21 protein-coding genes are annotated in these 20,582 nt (G+C 60.0%); 6 read left to right on the top strand and 15 right to left on the bottom strand.

The window, feature by feature from the left end:
• Nucleotides 1-2: 2 nt before the first annotated feature.
• From O5O48_RS14515 to pyrC, 4 genes are all read right to left on the bottom strand, one after another.
• Nucleotides 3-2,585, bottom strand: coding sequence for a TRAP transporter permease (locus O5O48_RS14515; protein ID WP_269687385.1), 2,583 nt, complete (start codon nucleotides 2,583-2,585; stop codon nucleotides 3-5).
• Nucleotides 2,586-2,774: 189 nt separating this feature from the next.
• Entirely contained in the window at nucleotides 2,775-3,746 is a 972-nt protein-coding gene (locus O5O48_RS14510; protein ID WP_233049616.1) for a TAXI family TRAP transporter solute-binding subunit, read from the bottom strand.
• A gap of 213 nt (nucleotides 3,747-3,959) precedes the next feature.
• Entirely contained in the window at nucleotides 3,960-4,595 is a 636-nt protein-coding gene (gene rnt, locus O5O48_RS14505; protein ID WP_412779064.1) for a ribonuclease T, read from the bottom strand.
• 70 nt (nucleotides 4,596-4,665) lie between these two features.
• Nucleotides 4,666-5,700: a dihydroorotase gene (gene pyrC / locus O5O48_RS14500; protein ID WP_233049617.1), complete on the bottom strand. Its 1,035-nt coding sequence runs from the start codon at nucleotides 5,698-5,700 to the stop codon at nucleotides 4,666-4,668.
• Nucleotides 5,701-5,955: 255 nt separating this feature from the next.
• Between pyrC and O5O48_RS14495 the strand changes: the two genes are divergently transcribed.
• The 4 genes from O5O48_RS14495 (at nucleotide 5,956) to O5O48_RS14480 (ending at nucleotide 9,572) form a co-directional block, all read left to right on the top strand.
• On the top strand, nucleotides 5,956-6,804 hold the full coding sequence (locus O5O48_RS14495) for a flagellar protein MotY (RefSeq protein ID WP_269687384.1): 849 nt from the start codon (nucleotides 5,956-5,958) through the stop codon (nucleotides 6,802-6,804).
• A gap of 151 nt (nucleotides 6,805-6,955) precedes the next feature.
• Nucleotides 6,956-8,173: an argininosuccinate synthase gene (locus O5O48_RS14490; protein WP_088274300.1), complete on the top strand. Its 1,218-nt coding sequence runs from the start codon at nucleotides 6,956-6,958 to the stop codon at nucleotides 8,171-8,173.
• A 126-nt stretch (nucleotides 8,174-8,299) separates the two neighbouring features.
• Nucleotides 8,300-8,686: a lactoylglutathione lyase gene (gloA, locus tag O5O48_RS14485; protein WP_228244990.1), complete on the top strand. Its 387-nt coding sequence runs from the start codon at nucleotides 8,300-8,302 to the stop codon at nucleotides 8,684-8,686.
• 37 nt (nucleotides 8,687-8,723) lie between these two features.
• Nucleotides 8,724-9,572: a nitrate- and nitrite sensing domain-containing protein gene (locus tag O5O48_RS14480; protein ID WP_269687383.1), complete on the top strand. Its 849-nt coding sequence runs from the start codon at nucleotides 8,724-8,726 to the stop codon at nucleotides 9,570-9,572.
• Here O5O48_RS14480 and O5O48_RS14475 read toward each other — a convergent pair.
• Nucleotides 9,559-10,887: a deoxyguanosinetriphosphate triphosphohydrolase gene (locus O5O48_RS14475; protein ID WP_269687382.1), complete on the bottom strand. Its 1,329-nt coding sequence runs from the start codon at nucleotides 10,885-10,887 to the stop codon at nucleotides 9,559-9,561. The two genes, O5O48_RS14480 and O5O48_RS14475, sit on opposite strands and share 14 nt — an antisense overlap.
• Nucleotides 10,888-11,005: 118 nt before the next feature.
• Here O5O48_RS14475 and O5O48_RS14470 point away from each other — a divergent pair, with 118 nt between their 5' ends.
• Nucleotides 11,006-11,257, top strand: a complete 252-nt coding sequence (locus O5O48_RS14470) for a glutaredoxin family protein (protein ID WP_228244987.1) — start codon at nucleotides 11,006-11,008, stop codon at nucleotides 11,255-11,257.
• A gap of 3 nt (nucleotides 11,258-11,260) precedes the next feature.
• Nucleotides 11,261-11,713 (top strand): YcgN family cysteine cluster protein, encoded by a 453-nt coding sequence (locus O5O48_RS14465; RefSeq protein ID WP_228244986.1) that lies wholly within the window; start codon nucleotides 11,261-11,263, stop codon nucleotides 11,711-11,713.
• Here the strand turns inward: O5O48_RS14465 and O5O48_RS14460 are convergent.
• The 10 genes from O5O48_RS14460 to rsxB form a co-directional block, all read right to left on the bottom strand.
• Nucleotides 11,710-12,483 carry an MlaA family lipoprotein gene (locus O5O48_RS14460; protein WP_233049621.1) on the bottom strand — a complete coding sequence of 258 codons (774 nt, stop codon included), beginning with the start codon at nucleotides 12,481-12,483 and terminating at the stop codon, nucleotides 11,710-11,712. The two genes, O5O48_RS14465 and O5O48_RS14460, sit on opposite strands and share 4 nt — an antisense overlap.
• Nucleotides 12,480-13,781 (bottom strand): serine/threonine protein kinase, encoded by a 1,302-nt coding sequence (locus O5O48_RS14455; RefSeq protein ID WP_269687381.1) that lies wholly within the window; start codon nucleotides 13,779-13,781, stop codon nucleotides 12,480-12,482. The genes O5O48_RS14460 and O5O48_RS14455 overlap by 4 nt, the downstream gene beginning before the upstream one ends.
• A gap of 70 nt (nucleotides 13,782-13,851) precedes the next feature.
• Nucleotides 13,852-14,067 carry a DUF2061 domain-containing protein gene (locus O5O48_RS14450; protein WP_233049623.1) on the bottom strand — a complete coding sequence of 72 codons (216 nt, stop codon included), beginning with the start codon at nucleotides 14,065-14,067 and terminating at the stop codon, nucleotides 13,852-13,854.
• 162 nt (nucleotides 14,068-14,229) lie between these two features.
• Entirely contained in the window at nucleotides 14,230-14,409 is a 180-nt protein-coding gene (locus O5O48_RS14445; RefSeq protein ID WP_088274291.1) for a PA3496 family putative envelope integrity protein, read from the bottom strand.
• Nucleotides 14,410-14,553: 144 nt separating this feature from the next.
• Nucleotides 14,554-15,189 (bottom strand): endonuclease III, encoded by a 636-nt coding sequence (nth, locus tag O5O48_RS14440; RefSeq protein WP_228244982.1) that lies wholly within the window; start codon nucleotides 15,187-15,189, stop codon nucleotides 14,554-14,556.
• 13 nt (nucleotides 15,190-15,202) lie between these two features.
• The gene (locus O5O48_RS14435) at nucleotides 15,203-15,919 is read right to left on the bottom strand and encodes an electron transport complex subunit E (RefSeq protein WP_228244981.1); all 717 of its coding nucleotides are present in this window, start codon (nucleotides 15,917-15,919) and stop codon (nucleotides 15,203-15,205) included.
• A 3-nt stretch (nucleotides 15,920-15,922) separates the two neighbouring features.
• Entirely contained in the window at nucleotides 15,923-16,561 is a 639-nt protein-coding gene (gene rsxG / locus O5O48_RS14430) for an electron transport complex subunit RsxG (RefSeq protein ID WP_269687380.1), read from the bottom strand.
• A gap of 3 nt (nucleotides 16,562-16,564) precedes the next feature.
• A complete protein-coding gene (gene rsxD / locus O5O48_RS14425; protein WP_269687379.1) occupies nucleotides 16,565-17,632 on the bottom strand; it encodes an electron transport complex subunit RsxD in 1,068 nt (355 codons plus the stop codon).
• Nucleotides 17,632-20,001 (bottom strand): electron transport complex subunit RsxC, encoded by a 2,370-nt coding sequence (rsxC, locus tag O5O48_RS14420; protein ID WP_269687378.1) that lies wholly within the window; start codon nucleotides 19,999-20,001, stop codon nucleotides 17,632-17,634. Before rsxC ends, rsxD begins: the two co-directional genes overlap by 1 nt.
• Complete coding sequence (gene rsxB, locus O5O48_RS14415; protein WP_233049628.1) at nucleotides 20,001-20,582, bottom strand: electron transport complex subunit RsxB; 582 nt, start codon at nucleotides 20,580-20,582, stop codon at nucleotides 20,001-20,003. Before rsxB ends, rsxC begins: the two co-directional genes overlap by 1 nt.

Below are 20,582 nucleotides of genomic sequence, written 5' to 3'. Positions count from 1 at the left end.
CCTTACGCATGGGCGCCGGCGGGGCGCCGACGCCATTGCAGTCCGAATACCAGCAGGAATACCCCAACGGCCGGAATCCACATCCATTCCTTGGCCCAGCGATCTACCGGAGCCAGAATTTCGACGATCTCCTGGTCGAACTCAAAGCCCAGATCCGCTGCGGGACTGCCATAGGTCACCATATCAACGATTGTCCGGTCGCCATCTTCCATCAGTAGCAAGCCCAGTTTGTCCAGGCGTTCAGCGCCATTGGCCCCTTCGGGAACCGGGACCAGCACAAAGAAGGTCCGTGGCTGGCCGATGTCATCTTCCCCGGCGACCTGAACACGCAGGTTGCTGCCCTTATCAAGTCGCTCAAGGGATTGCTCCAGCTGCGCGGGCGGAATTGAACGATAGGGGTCATGAACGATATCCATCCAGAAGCCCGGACGGAACAGCGTGAAGGCGACCAGCAGCAACAGCAGGCTTTCATACCATCGGCTTTTGACGACCAGCCAGCCCTGGGTGGCCGCTGCGAAGATCAGCATCGCGATGGTGGCCACCACGAAAATGATGATGCCGTGCAGCAGGTCCACGTCGATCAGCAGCAGATCAGTGTTGAAGATGAACAGGAAGGGCAGTGCGGCTGTGCGCAGGCTGTAATAGAAGGCCTGAAACCCGGTTCGGATAGGGTCGCCACCCGATACCGCAGCTGCAGCAAAGGAAGCCAGACCAACTGGCGGCGTCACATCGGCCATGATGCCGAAATAGAACACGAACAGATGCACTGCGATCAGGGGCACCAGCAGGCCGCTTTCCTGCCCCAGGGTCACGATGACCGGTGCCAGCAGGGCCGAAACTACGATGTAGTTGGCGGTAGTCGGCAGGCCCATACCAAGGATCAGGCTGAGCACCGCGGTCAGCATCAGCATCAGCATCAGGTTGCCCATTGACAGGATTTCGACCAGGTCAGCGAGCACCAGGCCAACGCCGGTTTGCGAGACTGCACCGACGATAATTCCTGCGGTCGCGGTGGCGATGCCGATACCAATCATGTTGCGCGCACCGGCTACCAGCCCCTGCCAGAGTTCTTCAAAGCCTTGACGTAGCGCGCTGCCGGTATCGCCACCTCCACGAAACGCCGCCATCAGCGGGCGTTGGGTGAGCATGATCACGATCATCAGGATCGTTGCCCAAAATGCCGACAACCCGGGGGAGAGGTGCTCAACCATCAGGCACCAGATCAGCACGATCACCGGCAGGATGAAATGCAGCCCGGACATGACCGTCGGACGGGTCTGCGGCAGGTGAACCACCGGGGAGTTGGGGGCGTCCAGCTCCAGTTCCGGGTAGCGTGAACCGATCTTCAGCAGCCCGATATAAACGATGGCAAGGGCACCGGCGATCACCCAGCCGGCGGCGTCCCCCAGCGCCGGCTTGAGCCAGCCAAGGCCGTAATAGACCGCGAATGACAGCGCCATCAACAGCAGCAGGCCGGTGAGAAAGCCAATGATCTTGCGTAGCAGCGGACGGGGTGGATTGCTGCTCTGCAGGCCCTGCATACCGGCCTTGACCGCTTCCAGATGAACGATATAAATCAGTGCGATATAGGAAATCAGCGCCGGTAAAAAGGCATGCTTGATGACGTCGACATAGGAAATGCCGACGTACTCGACCATCAGGAAGGCGGCAGCGCCCATCACCGGGGGCATGATCTGGCCGTTGACCGAGGAGGCAACCTCAACCGCGCCGGCCTTTTCCGCCGAGAAGCCGACCCGTTTCATCATCGGGATGGTGAAGGTGCCGGTGGTAACAGTGTTGGCGATGGAGGAGCCCGAGATCAGGCCGGTCATGCCGGAGGCGACCACAGCAGCTTTAGCCGGTCCGCCTCGGTAATGCCCAAGCAGCGAGAAGGCAACCTTGATGAAGTAGTTGCCGGCGCCGGCCTTATCGAGCAGTGAACCAAACAGCACGAACAGGAAGACGAAGCTGGTCGATACGCCCAATGCAATGCCGAATACGCCCTGTGCGGTGAGCCACTGGTGGTTGGTCAGCGCTTCCAGGCTGACGCCACGGTGTGCGAGGATGCCGGGCATATAGGGGCCGGCCACCGAATAGATGATGAAGACCAGGGCGACGATCATCAGTGGCGGGCCGAGCGCTCTGCGCGTAGCTTCGAGCAGCAGGATCAGCCCCGTCACGGCAACCACGACATCCTGGGTTGTCGGCCTGCCGGGGCGCTCTGCCAGCTCGGCATAAAACAGATAGAGATACGCGGCGCAGAAAGCGGCGATCAGCGCCAGAATCCAGTCAATAGCCGGCACATACTCTCGCGGCGAGCGTTTGAACGCGGGGTAGGCCATAAAGCCGAGAAACACCGCAAAAGCCAGGTGTATCGAGCGCGCCTCGGTACTGTTGAATACACCAAAGCCGACCAGAAAAGGCAGCGGCGAGGCGATCCACAGCTGAAACAGCGACCATATCGCTGCAATGCCCATCAGCAGATTTTTGGCCAGGCCGGTGGGCTTGCGGGCACCGGTATCACTGGTGGCGACCAGATCTTCCAGTTCAGTGTTGAGGTCGGTGGCGTCGCTTGGTTGGCTCATGGCTGCGCGCTTCTCCTGTGCATTTTGATTATGGTGCGGCAGTTGTCCTGCCGGTGCAGCATGCCTGTGGGCGCCGCGATAGGAACGAGATCTCGTGGACCCGCGTCCGGGGCTGCCGAAATGGCGGCAGCAAGGTAAATCGGGTAACCGAAAACAGCCGGGCCACCCCTGAGGATGGCCCGTTTGGTGTTACATCCAGCCGCGTTCCTTGTAGTAGCGGATGGCGCCTTCGTGCAGCGGTGCCGAGAGGCCGTCCTTGATCATTTCCTCTTCCTTCAGGGTGGCAAAGGCCGGGTGCAGGCGCTTGAAGCGGTCGAAGTTCTCGAATACCGCCTTCACTGTCTGGTAGACAGTCTCGTCATCGGTAGCAGTAGAGGCTACCAGCGTTGCACGCACGCCGAAGGTCTCGGTGTCGGCGTCATTGCCACGATACAGGCCGCCCGGAATGATCGCCTTGGCGTAGTAGGGGCGATCGCTGATCAACTGATCGATTTCCGGCCCGGATACCGATACCAGGTTGGCGTCGACAGTGGTGGTGGCCTCCTGAATGGAGCCGTTCGGATGACCGACGACATACACCATGGCGTCGATGTTGTTGTCACCGAGTGCTGCTGCCTGCTCGGCTGCATCGAGCGCAGAGGCCAGGGCAAAGTCGTCAACTGTCCAGCCCAGCGCCTGCATAACAACGTCCATGGTATCGCGCTGACCGGAGCCCGGATTGCCGATGTTGACGCGCTTGCCCTTGAGGTCCTTAACGCCGGCGATGTTGGCGTCGTTGCGGGCTACAATAGTGAGCGGCTCACCATGCAGGGCGAACAGGGCACGCATATCACTGAAGGGGCCTTCGGATTCAAAGCTCTGAATGCCTTCATAGGATTTGTACTGAATGTCCGATTGCACCACGCCCATGTTCATCTCGCCGCCACGGATAGCGTTGACGTTGGCGACCGAACCACCGCTGGAGGGAGCGTTGCAACGAATGCCGTGTTCGGCTGAATTGCGGTTGAGCAGGCGGCAGACCGATTGACCGACCACGTAATAAACACCGGTCTGACCACCGGTACCGATGGTGACAAAGGTTTCGGCTGCCGCGGTTGTTGCACCCAGTGAAGCGTATCCGATTGTGGCTGAGAACAGCAGGGCAAGGGATTTGCGCATCATGTGATGTAGCTCCTTTTTCTGATTGTCTGTGGCGACTGCAAGACAGCAGCCCGCCAGCGTGCGAGGCCCGATCCTGTAACAGGGCCGAACACATTCACCTGTTCAGTGTAGTGGATGATTTGAAATCCATTAGGACCTTAACCGCAGCGCCGCGGTCGGGCAACCCTGATGGGGAAACGAAAACCCGGCCTGAAGCCGGGTTTTACGTGCGGATTACTCTACGGGTGGCCAGCCACCCATCTCGCGCCAGCGATTGACAATGGTGCAAAACAGGTCTGCTGTCTTCTCGGTGTCATAACGCGCCGAATGGGCCTCGCGGCCGTCGAAGTCGATACCGGCAGCGCTGCAGGCTTTCGCCAGCACTGTCTGACCGTAAGCCAGGCCGCCCAGCGTCGCAGTATCGAAGCAGGAGAACGGATGAAACGGATTACGCTTGATCTGTGTGCGCTCGACTGCGGCGTTGAGAAAGCCCAGATCGAAGAAAGCGTTGTGCCCAACCAGAACGGCTCGCTTGCAGCCGGCAGATTTAACGGCCTTTCGGATGTGCTTGAAAATCTCGGTCAATGCATGCTCTTCGCTTACTGCCTGGCGCAGCGGGTGATCCAGCTTGATGCCGGTAAACTCCAGTGCCGCCTGTTCAATGTTGGCACCCTCGAAGGGCTCGACACGAAAGAAGGTCGTGTGGTCCGGGTAGACCATGCCTTCTTCATCCATGTTGATGGTGGTGGCTGCGATTTCCAGAAGCGCATCGGTCGCTGCATTGAAACCGCCGGTTTCAACATCAATGACCACCGGGAGAAAGCCCCGGAAACGATAGGCCAGAGGGGATTTGGCCTTGCCGCTTGGCAAGACATCCTGTTCTTCGCCTTCGAAGTCGAACTCGCTCACGAAATATCCTTTGCTGTGTCGATGTGGAAGGTCAGACCAGGCGCCAGCGAATCTGTTCGCCGGCACGCAGTGGAACAATACATTGATCGCCGAAGGGCAATTGATCGGCCACGGTCCAGCTGTCGCGTTCCAGGGTGATGGTGTCGGTGTTGCGTGGCAGACCGTAAAAATCGGGGCCGTGGAGGCTGGCAAAACCTTCCAGTTTCTCCAGGGCACCGAGTTCATCGAAGGCCTCTGCATACAGCTCAATGGCCGCGTGAGCGGTATAGCATCCGGCACAGCCACAGGCGGCTTCCTTGGCATGGCGGGCATGGGGAGCCGAATCGGTGCCGAGGAAGAATTTGCTGGAGCCGGATACGACTGCATCACACAGCGCCTGCTGGTGAGTCTGACGCTTGAGTACCGGCAGGCAGAACAGGTGCGGACGGATGCCGCCAACCAGCATGTGGTTGCGGTTAAACAGCAGGTGGTGCGCAGTAATGGTTGCGCCAACGTTGGCTGGAGCCTGATTGACAAAGCTCACCGCATCAGCGGTGGTAATGTGCTCGAACACCACACGCAGGGCCGGGAAGCGGTCCACGAGTTTGACAAGCTGCTGGTCGATGAAGGCTTTCTCACGGTCAAAAATATCGACCTCGGCATGGGTGACCTCACCATGTACCAGCAGCAGCATGCCGACCTCGGCCATTGCTTCCAGCGCCGGATAGATGTTCTCCAGCGCGGTAACGCCAGACTGCGAGTTCGTCGTGGCACCGGCCGGATAAAGCTTGGCGGCAACCACCAGGCCACTGGCGTGCGCCTGACGCACAATCTCCGGAGAGGTTTTGTCGGTCAGGTACAGGACCATTAGCGGTTCAAAACGGGAGCCGGCCGGGCGTGCAGCCAAAATGCGTTCGCGGTACCCGGCGGCTTCCTCAGCGTCACGTACCGGGGGTACCAGGTTCGGCATGATGATGGCGCGGCCGAAGGCGCGAGCTGCATCCGGTACGGTGTGCTGCAGTACTGCGCCATCGCGCAGGTGAATATGCCAGTCGTCCGGGCGAATTAGCGTCAGGCGGTCGGTCATGCGTGGGGTTCCAGTCCAGATCAATGGCGCAATGCTAACCCAATCAACCCGGCTTTGACACTCCGAGGGCGCCTGTGCGCAAGGTTAGCCGGCAGATCAGTCGCTATGGGTGCGCCGTGCAGGGCCAGAATTCCGATTGAGGTGACGCCCGGCATTTTTTTGATTTGCAGGATAAAGTTTTTCCCGCACGCGCCGATGACACAGGCAATAGAAGCAGGCGCCCCGGTTTTCAGGGGGCGGCAATCGGAGAACCGTGTGACACGAATCCCTCTGGTCGTTCTGGCAGCGCTAGCGTTTTCTGCCGAGGCAATGACCTTTCAGACCCGCATGGAAGACGTGCAATGGCAGGTCGAAGGGGATCAGTTTGCCTGCCGATTGACTCAGTCAGTCGCAGGATACGGTGAGGCGAGTTTTGTGCGGCGTGCCGGAGAGCATCCGCAATTCGAATTGAAAGCCTGGGATAACCCGATGCGCCCCGGCCCGGCCCAGGTATTCAACGATCCGCCCCCCTGGCGCCCGGGGACGGCCGCCCAGCCGGTCGGGCAAATTGTGGTAGGCGCGGGTACCTATACCATGACGGCGCCCTATGAGCAGGCTGGCCGCATGCTCGCCGGACTGGCCTCGGGCCTGCAGCCAACCATCATGCGTGGCAGCCAGGTAGGGGGCGATCCAGTCAGGGTGGTGGTTTCCAGTGTGGGCTATCAAAAGGCGCGGCTGGACTTTCAACAGTGCATCAGCGGCCTGCTGCCGATCAGTGCGTCGCAGGCAGCTCAGAGCATCATCAGCTTTGGTGCCGGAGGCAGCAATCTGAGCGCCGACGCCAAAACCAGGCTCGACGCCATCCTGCAGTACATAAATGCCGATGAAAGCCTCAGTGGTATCATTCTCGACGGCCACTCGGATAATCAGGGCAACCGCCTGGACAACCGGGAACTGTCGCGCCAGCGCGCACTTGCCGTGCGGGACTACCTGACCGAGCAGGGCGTTGACGAAAACCTGTTTACAATGCGTTTTCACGGCGACAGCTATCCGGTCGCCAGTAATCGCACCGCCGAAGGTCGTGCAGCCAATCGCCGGGTAATGGTGCGGCTGCAGCACGACTGACGCGCAGCCCTTGGATCTGCTTTCTCAATCGGCACAAGACCCGAAAGTCGAAGACCTCTCCCCTGTGAATCCTGCTGCTCTGGCGCTAGAATAGATGCTTTCGCCCATTCCCTATGGGGTGGCGGTTCAGTCTTGCTTAAGGGAGCATGTAATGGCAGAAGTCAACAAAGTCGTCCTGGCCTATTCCGGCGGTCTGGATACCTCGGTCATCCTCAAATGGCTGCAGGAAACCTACAACTGCGAAGTGGTCACCTTCACCGCCGATCTCGGTCAGGGTGAGGAAGTGGAACCTGCACGCGCCAAGGCTCAGGCCATGGGCGTAAAGGAAATCTACATCGACGACCTGCGTGAAGAGTTTGTCCGCGACTTCGTGTTCCCGATGTTCCGTGCCAACACCGTCTATGAAGGCGAGTACCTGCTGGGTACCTCTATCGCCCGTCCGCTGATTGCCAAGCGGCTTATCGAAATTGCCAACGAAACCGGTGGTGACGCCATCTCCCACGGCGCTACCGGCAAAGGCAACGATCAGGTTCGTTTCGAGCTGGGTGCCTACGCGCTCAAGCCTGGCGTGAAAGTGATTGCTCCCTGGCGCGAATGGGATCTGCTGTCCCGCGAAAAATTGATGGATTATGCCGAGAAACACGGCATTCCGATCGAGCGCCATGGCAAGAAGAAGTCTCCCTACTCGATGGATGCCAACCTGCTGCACATCTCCTATGAAGGTGGCGTGCTGGAAGATACCTGGACCGAGCACGAGGAAGACATGTGGCGTTGGACTGTTTCCCCGGAGAACGCACCGGACCAGGCCACCTACATCGAACTGACCTACCGCAAGGGCGACATCGTCGCGATCGATGGCAAGGACATGACCCCGGCTGAGGTCCTGACCTACCTGAACAAGGTCGGTGGTGCCAATGGTATTGGTCGCCTGGATATCGTTGAGAACCGCTTCGTCGGCATGAAGTCCCGTGGCTGCTACGAGACCCCCGGCGGCACCATCATGCTGAAGGGCCACCGCGCTATCGAGTCCATCACGCTGGACCGTGAAGTTGCGCACCTGAAAGACAGCCTGATGCCGAAGTATGCCGAGCTGATCTACAACGGTTTCTGGTGGAGCCCCGAGCGTGTGATGCTGCAACAGATGATCGATGCGTCCCAGTTGAACGTAAACGGTGTGGTTCGCCTGAAGCTGTACAAGGGCAACATCATGGTTGTTGGTCGCAAGTCTGATGACTCTCTGTTCGACGCCAACATCGCTACATTTGAGGACGACGCCGGTGCTTACGACCAGGCCGACGCCGCCGGCTTCATCAAACTGAACGCGTTGCGCATGCGCATCGCAGCCGGTAAAGGTCGCAAGCTGATCTGATCAGCATTCATTGTGACGACAAAACGCCCGGCGGAAGCAATTTCGCCGGGCGTTTTCGTTTATATGTTGCTAGCAGTGGTGGTAAACCGGTAGCTTTGGCTGCATCGACACGCAAGGGTAGCGATCATGCGAATTCTGCACACCATGCTCCGGGTCGGAGATCTTGAAAAGTCCGTGGCCTTCTACACCGAGGTACTGGGTATGACCCTGTTAAGGCGCAAGGACTATCCAGAAGGACGCTTTACCAACGTGTTTGTCGGCTACGGAAACGAGGCGGACCACGCCGTGCTGGAACTGACCTGGAACTGGGACACCTCTTCCTACGATCTCGGATCCGGATACGGGCACATCGCGATTGAAGTTCAGGATGTCTATCTTGCCTGCGAGCAGATTCGGCAGGCTGGAGGCAAGATCGTGCGCGAGGCCGGGCCAATGAAACACGGTACTCGGGTACTGGCCTTCGTTGAAGACCCGGATGGTTACCGAATTGAACTTCTGTCTGCCGTGGCATGAACTCGGAAGCTGATCTGGCTTTCGGGGAGGAGTGAGAATGGGGGCGGTGCTTGCAGCGATAGTGGTGTTAGTGCTGATCGGATGGGGCGTCAGCGTCCACTACAGGCGTCGCCGTGAGCGCAAGGCCCTACTCTCGGTCCTTGCCCAGATTCGTGTGCTGCGCCAGCTTGTCGAGCAGGTGCAACGTCACCGGGGACTCAGCTACGGGGTCATGTCCGGTGAGCGGAGCCTTGAAGCACGGCGCTGGTCGGTCCACCAGCAGGTCAATCAGTTGTTTGAAACCTGTCAACTCTATCAGCCCTCCCTCCACTGGCACGGCAGCTGGCACGATGCACTGGCGTGCTGGACTCAGCTCGAGGAGGGCAGGGAGGAGCAGGATCCGGAGTCGATGCTTCTCATCCACAACGAGATGATACGTAATCTGCTGGCAACGGTGCAGGGCTTGGCTGAACGCCATGATCTGGTATGCCTCGGCCGGCTTGCGCCGCAGGCCGACGGTCTGTGGCTGGAGTTATTGCGTAACACCGAGATCGTTGGTCAATCCCGGGCGATAGGTACCGGGATTGCGGCCAATCGCCAGAATCAGGCGGGCGCGCGGGCGAAGCTGGCGGCGCTGGCGGCGCAGCTTCGTGAGCAGTGCTATGCCGTGCTGGCACGGTTGGCCTCGGATCCGGAGCTGCGCTCATTGGTCGACCATCCGGTCAGGGCGGCGGAGGATGCGCTCGATGTACTGCTCGAACGCATCAGCGCTCTGCTTGACAGCCCTGAGCCGGGAATTGACTCAGCTGGCTACTTTCAGACGGCCACGCAGGCCTTGAGCGCGCAGTTATTACTGGTAGACATGCTACTTGCCCGGCTTGAAAGGCGAGCGCTCAGTTCCGACTGATACCGCGAATCTGGGCTGCCATATCGGCTGCATACAGATCGGTCATCCCGGCAATAAAATCCACTACCCGAAGATAGCTGCGATAGGGCGGCCAGTCCGCCTGCGGTATGGTGTGGCCCAGCAGATCGAGAATGCGTTGGTGCTTGAAGCTGAGGTTCTGACCGGCATGCAGCTCGTTGACTGCGCCGCAGAAGGCATCCAGCAGTGTTTCCAGTGTGCTGTAGGCGCCGATTTCGTGCAGCGTCTTGCGTTTGTCCTGGAAGATGCGCTTGCGTGCCATCTGCTTGGCGTCGAGTACGCAGCGCCGGGCCGCGCCATGCATGTGCTCGACCAGATCACCCTCCAGATCGCCCGCCAACAGCGCTGGTTGCTGCTCAATGAAGGCCTCCGCAGCAGCGTTGACCAGATGTTCTATCGCCTTGCCGCGCAGAATGGCCAGCCGGCGGCGCTGGGAGTCCTGGGGGCCGAGTAGCCGATAGGTTTCCGGCAGGTCGTCACCGACCAGATCGAGCAGGACTTGCTCAACTTCAGCGTAGGCAAGCAAATCCATTTCCAGCCCGTCTTCCAGGTCAATCAGGCCATAGCAGATATCGTCAGCGGCCTCGACCAGATACACCAGGGGGTGGCGACTGAAGCGCTGATCTCCCTGGGCGGGTAGCCCGAGCTTTTCGGCAATCTGCTTGAGCAGCGGGTATTCGGCCTGATAACAGCCGAACTTGTTTTTCTTGTAGCCAAGCGTATCGGCATGCCGTGCCGTCCAGGGATACTTGAGGTAGGCGCCCAGGGTTGCGTAGGTCAGGCGCATGCCGCCTTCGGCCTGGTGGTATTCGATCTGGGTCAGCACCCTGAATCCCTGGGCATTGCCTTCGAAGTGCAGGAAGTCATTGCGCTCGGCATCACTCAAGGCATCGAGCAGACCTTGGTCGGCAGCTTGCCTGAACCAGTGGCGTATGGCGTCTTCGCCGGAATGGCCATAGGGCGGGTTGCCAATGTCATGGGCCAGACACGCGGCCTGAACGATGACACCCAGATCTGCAGGCTGGCACCATTCCGGCAACTGCCCGCGCAGCATCTCGCCGACCCGCATGCCGAGCGATCTGCCCACACAGCCAACTTCAAGGCTATGGGTCAGGCGGGTATGGATATGATCGTTGCTGGAGACCGGATGAACCTGGGTTTTCTTGCCGAGCCGGCGGAAAGCCCCAGAGAAGATGACGCGGTCGTGGTCTTTGTGGAAGGGGGTGCGGCCCAATTCCTCATCGCTGGTGAAGGTTTTACCCAGCCGCTCGCGGCACAGTAGTGTTTCCCAATCCATAGAACTCTCCATAGGCAGTGCCCTGAGTATGTTGGATGGCGGCATCGCTGCCAAGCGTGGTCGGCAGAGAAGGGCAAACAGGGTAGAATGCCGGCTTTCCAGTTTCTGTGTGCAGCCAATGATTCAGCTCAATCTTTACGGCACCCTGGGGTGCCACCTGTGTGATGCGGCTCTTGCCGAGCTGGCGCCGCTGATGACGGATGTGCAGGTCAATCAGGTAGATATCGTCGACAGCAACGAGCTGATGGAACGCTACCAGCTGCGCATTCCTGTGCTGCAGCGCGTAGATAGCGGCGCCGAACTGGATTGGCCGTTCGATCTGGCCAGCCTGATGGCTTGGCTGGGTGACAGTCTGCGTGAGGAGGGCTGAGCGATGGCGATGCGTGTTGAGCCGTTCTGGAAGCGCAAAACCCTGGAGCAGCTGGATCAGGACGAGTGGGAGTCGCTGTGCGATGGCTGCGGCCTGTGCTGCCTGCAGAAGCTGGAAGATGAAGACGAACCGCAGGCGATTTACTACACCCGCATTGCCTGCAAGCTGCTCGACCTCAAGACCTGCCGCTGCAGCGATTACCCGAACCGTCGCCAATTCGTGCCAGACTGCATTCAGCTGACGCCGGGCAAGGCGCAGGATTTTGCCTGGTTGCCACCCAGTTGCGGCTATCGCCTGGTAGCCGAAGGTGAGGACCTGCCGCCGTGGCACCATCTGGTGTGCGGTGATCGCAATGCCGTTCATAAAGCGGGAATCTCCCAGTCCGGTCAGATGCTGGCTGAGGGCAGCGTGCCGGACGACGACTGGGAAGACCACATCATTTTCCGCGTCGGCTAGTTGTCGACCTCAAATTCACGCAACTTGGTATACAGGTAGCGTACCTGGTCGTATTCGAACGGACTGTCCAGCGCGCCATAGCGGAAGGGTGTCTGGTAACGCAGATCAATCGCCCAAATGCCCCAGGTCGCCTGATAGTCGTTCATAACGTCCCGGCTGTGCATGTAGTTGACGTAATCCTCCAGCACCCAGTCTGCGGTTCGTCCGGTACCGTCGCGCAGGCTGGATGGCCCCAAAAACGGAAGAACCAGATAGGGGCCCGGTGGCACGCCCCAGACGCCGAGTGTCTGGCCGAAGTCTTCCTTCTGCCGGGGCAGTCCCATTTTTCCGGCTACATCAAATATCCCGGCCAGCCCGAAGATACTGTTGAACAGCAGGCGAGCGGTGGTCTGCCCGCTGCGCTTGAACTTACCCTGCAATAAGCTGTTTCCGAGATTAGGAATCTCACCCAGGTTATTGAAAATATTGGATACGCCAGTTCGAACTGGCCGCGGAGTGGCCCATGCATAGGTGCGTACAACGGGCAAATACACATAGCGATCGAATTGTGCGTTGAAACGATAGATGCGGCGGTTCAAGCCCTCGATTGGATCCTGCACGTTGAGTGCACGCAGGCTGGAGCGTTCAAACTGGTAGCGATTTTCGCTTTCATCGATGTCCAGCTCCAGCAGCGGGTCACTGTACAGCGGCACTGTGTCGACCGGCTCGGCGGCGAGCGTTGGCGCGCTGATCAGGCAGGCCAGCAGGGGCAGATTGAGTAACGCCTTCATTGCGAGCCTCCCTGTAGAAATTGCAGATACCGTCGGGCTACCGGCGCATAGTCCAGATTGCCCCCGTGACCACCCGAGGGGTACAGAAAGGCGCGCTCGCCAAAGGTCTGCGCAAGGAAATGGTAATCGTCGCGGGTCAGAATCAGCTCACTGGCGTTACTGACCACGGCAATCTTCGCATTGCCGTGCAGAAACGCGCTCAGGTGTCTGAGGCTGGCCTGTTCCGCCATCTGTTGCAGGTCGCCGTCGGCGTTGCGGCTTTGCCAGGCCGGCAGCAATTGGGTTTCGACATAACAGCTGAAATCGCAGAACAGCGCGCGGCGAAGATAGGGTGTGAGTGATGTGCTGACCTTCAGACGTTGATCAGCCGGAGCATAGCGCCCGCCGCCATTGATCAGGTCGCTCATGAAGTTCAGATCGGCGGCTGCGAAACGAAATACGGCGCCAATCAGCATGGCCAGCTCCGCATCGGTCAGGGCTTGCGGTGAACTCTGAATTTCCTCGAAGAGACTGGCCTGAATATCGCTGTTGCCGCGGCTGGCAAAGTGACGGGACAGTTTCTGAAAGATATGTTCGTAAAAACTGTCGTTGTCGCTGACGCCGGCAATACGGGTATAGGACAGCGCATCCAGCCGCCGAACCGAGGCATACAGATCCACTGGCGGGTTGAGCAGCAATACCCGCTGAAAATCGAACTGGCCCAGGTGCTCGTCCAGCTCGGCGACGAAGGCCGCATGCAGTGCGCCCAGGCTGAAACCGGCAAGTCGGTAGCTGGTGATTTCCAGATCGAGTTCATTGCGCGCCTTTGCCAGGGCCATGCTCATGGCGGTATGCAGATCCCGCGCATCGTCTGCAGCAATGCCCGGCATGCCGCTTCGCGAGGCGGCGGCAATAAAGTCGTGATTGGTAGGCGAGGACAGTACGATGACATGCATGCCAGCCTGCCAAAATAGCCGTTTGAGGTAATCCATGCGGCTGCTGTCGTAGCCGGAGCCGGTGCCGGCAATCAGAAAGATCAGCGGGGCGGGCTTATCGTGCCAGGCTACTCGATAGTGCAGATCGCGATACTGGGACAGTGCCGGCGGCAGGTGGCGCTCGGGCAGCACGCGAACCTTGAGGTCGACCTGCTGTACTTCTACTTCCGGGGGGACTGCAGCCTGCAGCCGTTCAGGAGTGCCTGCAACGGTTGCCATAAAGGGGTTGGACACCGGGTAGGCATAGGGCTCGGCTTGCACCGACAGAGGCAGGCAGGCAAGCAGGGCAGTGCAAAGGGCACGAATTCCGGGAAAGCGTAGCAAGCGGGTTCTCTTCCTGAGGGATTCAGGAGATTTAACCGCAAATCGGGGATAAAGTTCCGCTTTTTTCGGCTCAGACAGAAAGCGGAATCGGCAAGCGCGCCCGGCGAACATGCCGGCGGCGCTCCAGCCGATTCCAGAGTTTTTCGTGAAAGTAGAACGCCACGGTATTGATGGCCGGCTCGATCAACGCGACCGCACCACCGATCATGATGCTGCCGGTCAGCAGGTACACCACACCGAAGGCGATGGAAAAGTGCATGCAGGCGAAGGTGATGGTCTTGGTCATGGCGGTATCCCTGAACACGCTTAACAAGAATCATTAGTAGTGTTGTCAGGGTAGTCAGAGCCAAGCGATTAATGAATCGAATTTGTTTAATTGCGCTGATAGATATGAGCGATAGCTCTTGGCGAAAAAAAGCGCAGGGCAGGGCCTGCGCTTTCAGGGATGTCAATCAAAATCGAAGTCGCTAAGCTCCCTTTGCAGACGTCGCTCTTCCAGATAGTTGTCGATCAAGCGGCGCTTGGTCAGGCTACTTTTGGAAATGGGTGCGCTGTCGGTATCGGGGGTGTCATCGTCTTCGATGAACTCGTCGTCGTCCAGTTCGATATCTGATTTGGCTTGGCTCATGACTCAACTCCACGCTGAACATGTCATTTGCGCACCTTATAAACGCAGATACGAATTTGCGGAAATAGATTTTTTCAATTGAATTTGACGAAGAAACGCAGTGTGTTTTCACTGCGTTACCGGAGGCGGGATCGCGCTTGGGATTCAGTCGGATGTCTTGTGCTTGTAGTCGCACAAATCCTCTATACGACAGCTGCCGCACTGCGGCGTTCGCGCCTTGCAGACATAGCGACCGTGCAGGATCAGCCAGTGATGGGCGTCTACCAGAAACTCCTTGGGCACGTGCTTGAGAAGCTTCTTTTCGACCTCAAGCACGTTCTTGCCAGGTGCAATGCCGGTGCGATTGCTGACGCGGAAAATATGCGTGTCCACCGCCATGGTCGGCTGGCCAAAAGCGGTGTTGAGCACCACGTTGGCGGTCTTGCGGCCGACGCCGGGCAGGGCTTCGAGTGCCTCGCGTGTCTGCGGCACCTGGCTGTCGTGCTCTTCGATCAGAATCTTGCAGGCGGCAATGACGTTGCGGGCTTTGCTGTTGTACAGGCCGATGGTCTTGATGTACTCGCTCAGGCCATCGACACCCAATGCATAGATGGCTTCCGGAGTATTGGCGACCGGGAACAGTTTGTCGGTCGCCTTGTTGACGCCAACGTCGGTCGCCTGCGCCGAAAGTGTTACCGCCACCAGCAACTCGAACGGCGTGCTGAATTTCAGCTCGGTAGTCGGATGAGGATTATCCTCGCGCAGCCGGCGGAAGATTTCGTAGCGCTTTTCCTTGTTCATCGCGTCGCCTGTTTCAGCTGATGGTGCCGGTGACACGCACCCGCTTGCTGCCTGCCGCGGCCGGTTTGGCTTCACGAGCTGCGGCGCGTTCCTTGACCTTGGCGTCGATCAGATTCTTCAGGGCGATCAGCAGGCCCATGAAGACGAACGCACCGGGCGGCAGGATGACGAACAGCACGTCCTTGTAGTTGGGGAATACCACCAGCTTCCAATCTGCGGCAGTCGGGCCGAGCAGCAGGTCCATGCCGGCAAACAGCGTGCCGTGGCCGACCAGCTCGCGCAGGCCGCCCAGCACGATCAGCACCAGGGTAAAGCCCAGGCCCATCATGAAACCGTCGACCAGCGAGGGCAGCAGCGGATTCTTCGAGGCGAAAGCGTCGGCACGACCAAGGATCACGCAGTTGGTGACGATCAACGGGATAAAAATGCCGAGGATCTGGTACAGCTCATAGGTAAAGGCCTGCATCAGCAGTTCGATACAGGTGGTCAGCGCGGCGATGATCATGACGAAGGCGGGCAGGCGCACAGCGTCGGTCACGGCGCTGCGAATCAGCGACACGGCAAGGTTGGAGCCGGCCAGCACCAGGATGGTCGCCAGACCCAGACCAAGTGCGTTGACCACCGAGCTGCTGACACCCAGCAGCGGGCAGAGACCGAGCAGTTGAACCAGACCGGGGTTGTTGTGCCAAAGACCGTCAGCGGTGATCTCGGAGAGCGTCTTGGTCGCCATGGATTACTCCTCGTCCAGCTGCAGAAGGCTGGCCCGGTGTGCGTCGAAATAGGTAAGTGCCTGATAGACCGCCTTGACGACGGCCCGTGGGGTAATGGTTGCGCCGGTAAACTGGTCAAACTCGCCGCCATCCTTCTTTACCGCCCATTGTTCGGGCACCGGCATGCTCAGACTCTTGCCGTTGAAGTCCAGCACCCACTGGCTTTTTGCGGTCTCAATCTTGTCTCCCAGACCGGGGGTTTCACGGTGATTGACACTGCGCACCCCGGCGATACTGCCATCGGCATTGATGCCGACCAGCAGGTCAATGCGGCCGCTGTAGCCGTCAGGGGCGACGACCGGCAGGATCACGGCGCTGACAGCGCCGTCGTTGCGTGCGCGGTAGGCATCTTTCGCACCGGTCAGACTCAGGTACTGACGGTCGTCGATGGCAAAATTGTCGGCCAGCAGATCGTTGTCGTGCCGGTCGTGGGGAATGATCTCGTTCAGCGCGCTGAGCTGAACCCGGCGCTGGGCTTCGTCAATGCGCTCCGCTGTGCCTTGCTGGGTGACCGCAATCATGCCCACGGTCGCCATGGCGAACAGGCCCAGAATCAGGCTGTTGCGCAGGATCGAACTGCTGGTGCTGGTAGGATTTTCCATGGCTCAGTCCGTCTTGCCCATACCGCGCTTGGCCTTGCTGTGGCCATAGGTGCGCGGCGTGCTGTAGTAGTCAATGGTCGGTGCGGCCAGATTCATCAGCAACACCGCAAAGGCCACCGCGTCGGGGTAGCCGCCCCAGGCGCGAATCACGTAGACCAGAATACCCACGCCGGCACCGAAGATCAGGCGACCTTGCTTGCTGGTGGCACCGGAAACCGGATCGGTGATGATGAAGAAAGCGCCGAGCATGGTGGCACCGCTGAACAGGTGGAACAGCGGCGAGCCGTTTGAGTCCGATCCGCTGCCATTCCAGAACAGCAGGCTCATCACCGCCAGTGCCGCCAGCATGCCAACCGGGGCATGCCAGCTGTAAACGCGCTTGTAGAGCAGTACCAGCCCACCGAGCAGGTAGGCAAGGTTGACCCACTCCCAGCCGTAACCGGCAAACTGGCCGAACGCGGGGCTGGCGGCCTGCAACTCGGTCATGGTCAGACTGTTGTTGGTCTTGACCACATCCAGCGCGGTAGCCAGCGTCCAGCCGTCGATCTCGCTGCTGACCGGCAGGAAGATTCTGCTCAGGGCGTCCAGTAGACCAAGGGTGGCGTGAACGTCGGGCACCACTGCTTCAATGCCGCGCCAGGCCGGCCAGCTGGTCATCTCTACCGGGAAGGAGATCAGCACTACCACGTAGCCCAGCATCGCCGGGTTGAACGGGTTCTGACCCAGGCCGCCATAGAGCTGCTTGCCAAAAACGATCGCGAAACTGACCGCAATCAGAGTTAGCCACCAGGGGGCATAGGGCGGCAGCGCCAAGGCCAGCAGCCAGGCGGTTACCAGCGCACTGCCGTCACGCAGGTAAAACCCGATCGGTCGCTTGCGAATCGCCAGGACGAGTGATTCGACCAGCAGGGCGACTGCGCTGGCGTAGAGGATGTTGATCAGGGTGCCGAAACCGTAGAACCAGGTCAGCACCAGGATGCCGGGCAGCGTCGCACCCAGTACCCAGAGCATGATGGTCTGGGTGTGGTTGTTGCCCTTGGCGTGTGGCGAAGTCATGCGAACCAGCGCCATCAGTTGGTCTCCTTGCTGGCCATATAGTCGGCGAAGGCCTTGGCGGCGATGTCGAGCGCTGCCCGGCGGGTGGCCAGTTCCTGTTCAGCGGCTGCGGTATCAGCCCCCGCTTCGGTCGCGTCTTTGAGCTCACGTTCGGCGCGCTTGAAGTCGGCCTTGGTGGTGGCCAGATTGGTTTTCAGCTCACGCAGTTGCTCATCAACGGGCTTCTTGTCGACACGCTGGCGTTCTGGAGGCGGAATGGGGCTGCTGTTTTCCGCTTCATGCAGTGCTTTCTCAGCCGCACTGAGTGCCTGCTGCCGGGTTGCGAGCTGCGCTTGCAGGTCAGCATCCTCCGGCGACTCTGCGAGCGCGCGTTCGGTCTTCCTGGTGGCAGCGCGGGCCATGGCCAGATCGAGCTTGGCTTGCTTGAGCTTCTCATCGACCGGCTTTTTTGCCGCCGCAGTCGCCGGTACGCGTGCTTCGGCTGCCTCTGCCTGCTCGCGCAATTTGGCAATTTCGGCTTGCTGTTCGTCGCTGGGGCTGTCGCCAGCCGCACGTTCGGCCTTTTTGAGCGCGGCGCGCAGCATGGCGGCTTCGATCTTCAGTTTCTTGGCGTCGTCTTCACCGGCTGCCTGTGGCGCGGGCGCGGCTGGCTGGCTGCTGACTTCACCCTGAGCTTTGTCGAAGGCCTCCTGCGCCTCGCGCGCAGCCTGTTCCAGCTGCGGGATCTGCGCCTGCAGGTCTGCATTATCCGGGTTGGCAGTCAGCTGCTTCTGGGCCTTTTTCAGCGCCATCTGGGCGGTTGCCGCAGCGATCTTCAGCTGCTTCTGCTCCGGCGTCAGGCCGCCGGCCTTCGGCGCAGGCGCGTCGGCAGCAGGCACTGCGTCGTCGGGATCGGCCTGTTTGGCCGCTTCTGCTTCTTTGGCGGCCTTGAGGCGGGCGGCTTTTTCGGCACGGGCGATACGGTCGCGTTCCTTCTGCTCGGCCTCGCGCTGCAGGCGTTCCTGGCGGTGCTCGAAGCGTTGACGTGAGTGGTCGGCCTTGTGCTGCTGAAGGTCGAGTGCGCGAATCTCTGACTTGGCCGCGCGGTAGTACTGCACCAGCGGAATACTGCTGGGGCAGACGTATGAGCAGGCGCCGCATTCGATACAGTCAAACAGGTTCTGGCGCTTGAGCTGATCGTAATCCTTGCCCAGGGCAAAGAAGTGCAGCTGTTGCGGCAGCAGGCTGGCCGGACAGGCTTCAGCACACAAGCCACAGCGGATGCACGGCTGGGCGGGTGGCGGTGGCGGCAGTTCAGCCTTGCTACCGGCCAGCAGGCAGTTGGTGGTCTTGACGATGGGCGCGTCCATGCTCTGCAGGGTAAAGCCCATCATCGGCCCGCCCATGACCAGTCGATAGAGTTTTTCGGGCTGCAGGCCGGCAAAGGTCAGCAGGTCACGTATCGGCGTACCGATTAGCGCTTCAACATTGGTCGGGTGGCTCAGGGCATCGCCGGTCAGAGTGGTGATGCGCTTGATCAGTGGCTGGCCCAGAACTACCGCGTCGTGGATCGCCAGCAAGGTGCCGACGTTCTGGCAGACCATGCCGAGATCGGCTGGCAGGCCGCCACTGGGTACTTCCTTGCCGGTCAGGATCTGGATCAGCTGCTTTTCACCGCCGGACGGGTACTTGGTGGGAAAGACCACGACCTGCATGGGGCGCTCGCCAACGGCGGCGCGCATGGCTTCGATCGCTTCGGGCTTGTTGTCCTCGATGCCGATCAGAACCTGCTCCGGGCGCAGGATGTGCATCAGCACTTCGATGCCGCTGACGATCTGCTCGGCGCGGTAACGCATGGCGCTGTCGTCAGCGGTGATGTAGGGCTCGCACTCGGTGCCGTTGATAATCAGCGTGTGGATCTTCTGCTCGGGGCGTGCCTTGAGCTTTACGGCGGTCGGGAACCCGGCGCCGCCCAGGCCGCTGATACCGGCCGCGCGGATGATGTCGAGCAGCGCAGCGGGCTCAAGTGCCCGGAAGTCGCTGATCGGGTCCAGTTCGCACCAGCGGTCTTCACCGTCAGCCTCAATGCGGATGGCCCATTCTTCGAGCCCGGAGGCGTGCGGATAGGGTGCGGGGCCAATGGCGGTGACGGTGCCGGATGTCGGCGCGTGCAGCGGGCAACTGACAAAGCCGCTGGCCTCTGCGATCAACTGGCCCTTGAGTACCTTCTCGCCAACGGCGACGCAGGGCTCGGCGCGGGCGCCAATGTGCTGCTGTAGCGGCACGATCAGCTCGCGCGGCAGCGGCGGGGTTTCGATGCCATGGCCGAGCGATTGCAGCTTGTTTTCTTGCGGGTGAATGCCGCCGGGGATGTCCCAGATTCGAATAGGGCTGGCTGCGGTCATCAGGCGGCCCCTCGGCTGGCGTCGGTAGCAATCAGGGCTGAACTGGGCAGCGGAAAATCCCACTTCCAGTTCTGCGGTGTGGTCGGCAGAGGCAGCATGTCGATACAGTCAACCGGGCAGGGTTCTACACAAAGGTCGCAGCCGGTGCACTCGTCAACAATCACGGTGTGCATCTGTTTGGCTGCACCAAGAATGGCATCGACCGGGCAGGCCTGAATGCACTTGGTGCAGCCGATGCATTCGGCCTCGCGGATATAGGCAACCATGCGCGGCTTTTCTTCGCCGTGCTCGGCGTCCAGCGGCAGCGCCTCGACATCAAGCAGGTCAGCCAGCGCCTGAATGGTGGATTCGCCGCCGGGCGGGCACTTGTTGATCGGCTCGCCATTGGCAATGCCTTCGGCGTAGGGGCGGCAACCCGGGTGGCCGCACTGGCCGCATTGGGTTTGCGGCAGCAGGTTGTTGATCTGGTCAACGATGGGGTCGCCGTCAACCTTGAAGCGAACAGCAGCAAAGCCGAGCACGGCACCGAAAATCAGCGCCAGCCCCAGCAGGACGACAATGGCAGTAATGATCATCGACAT

Origin of the sequence: Halopseudomonas sp. MFKK-1, from assembly GCF_027474385.1 — a bacterium.
GTDB lineage: Bacteria > Pseudomonadota > Gammaproteobacteria > Pseudomonadales > Pseudomonadaceae > Halopseudomonas > Halopseudomonas aestusnigri.
Note: the sequence above shows the minus strand (reverse complement) of the source record. Positions and strands in the feature narration are given on the sequence as shown.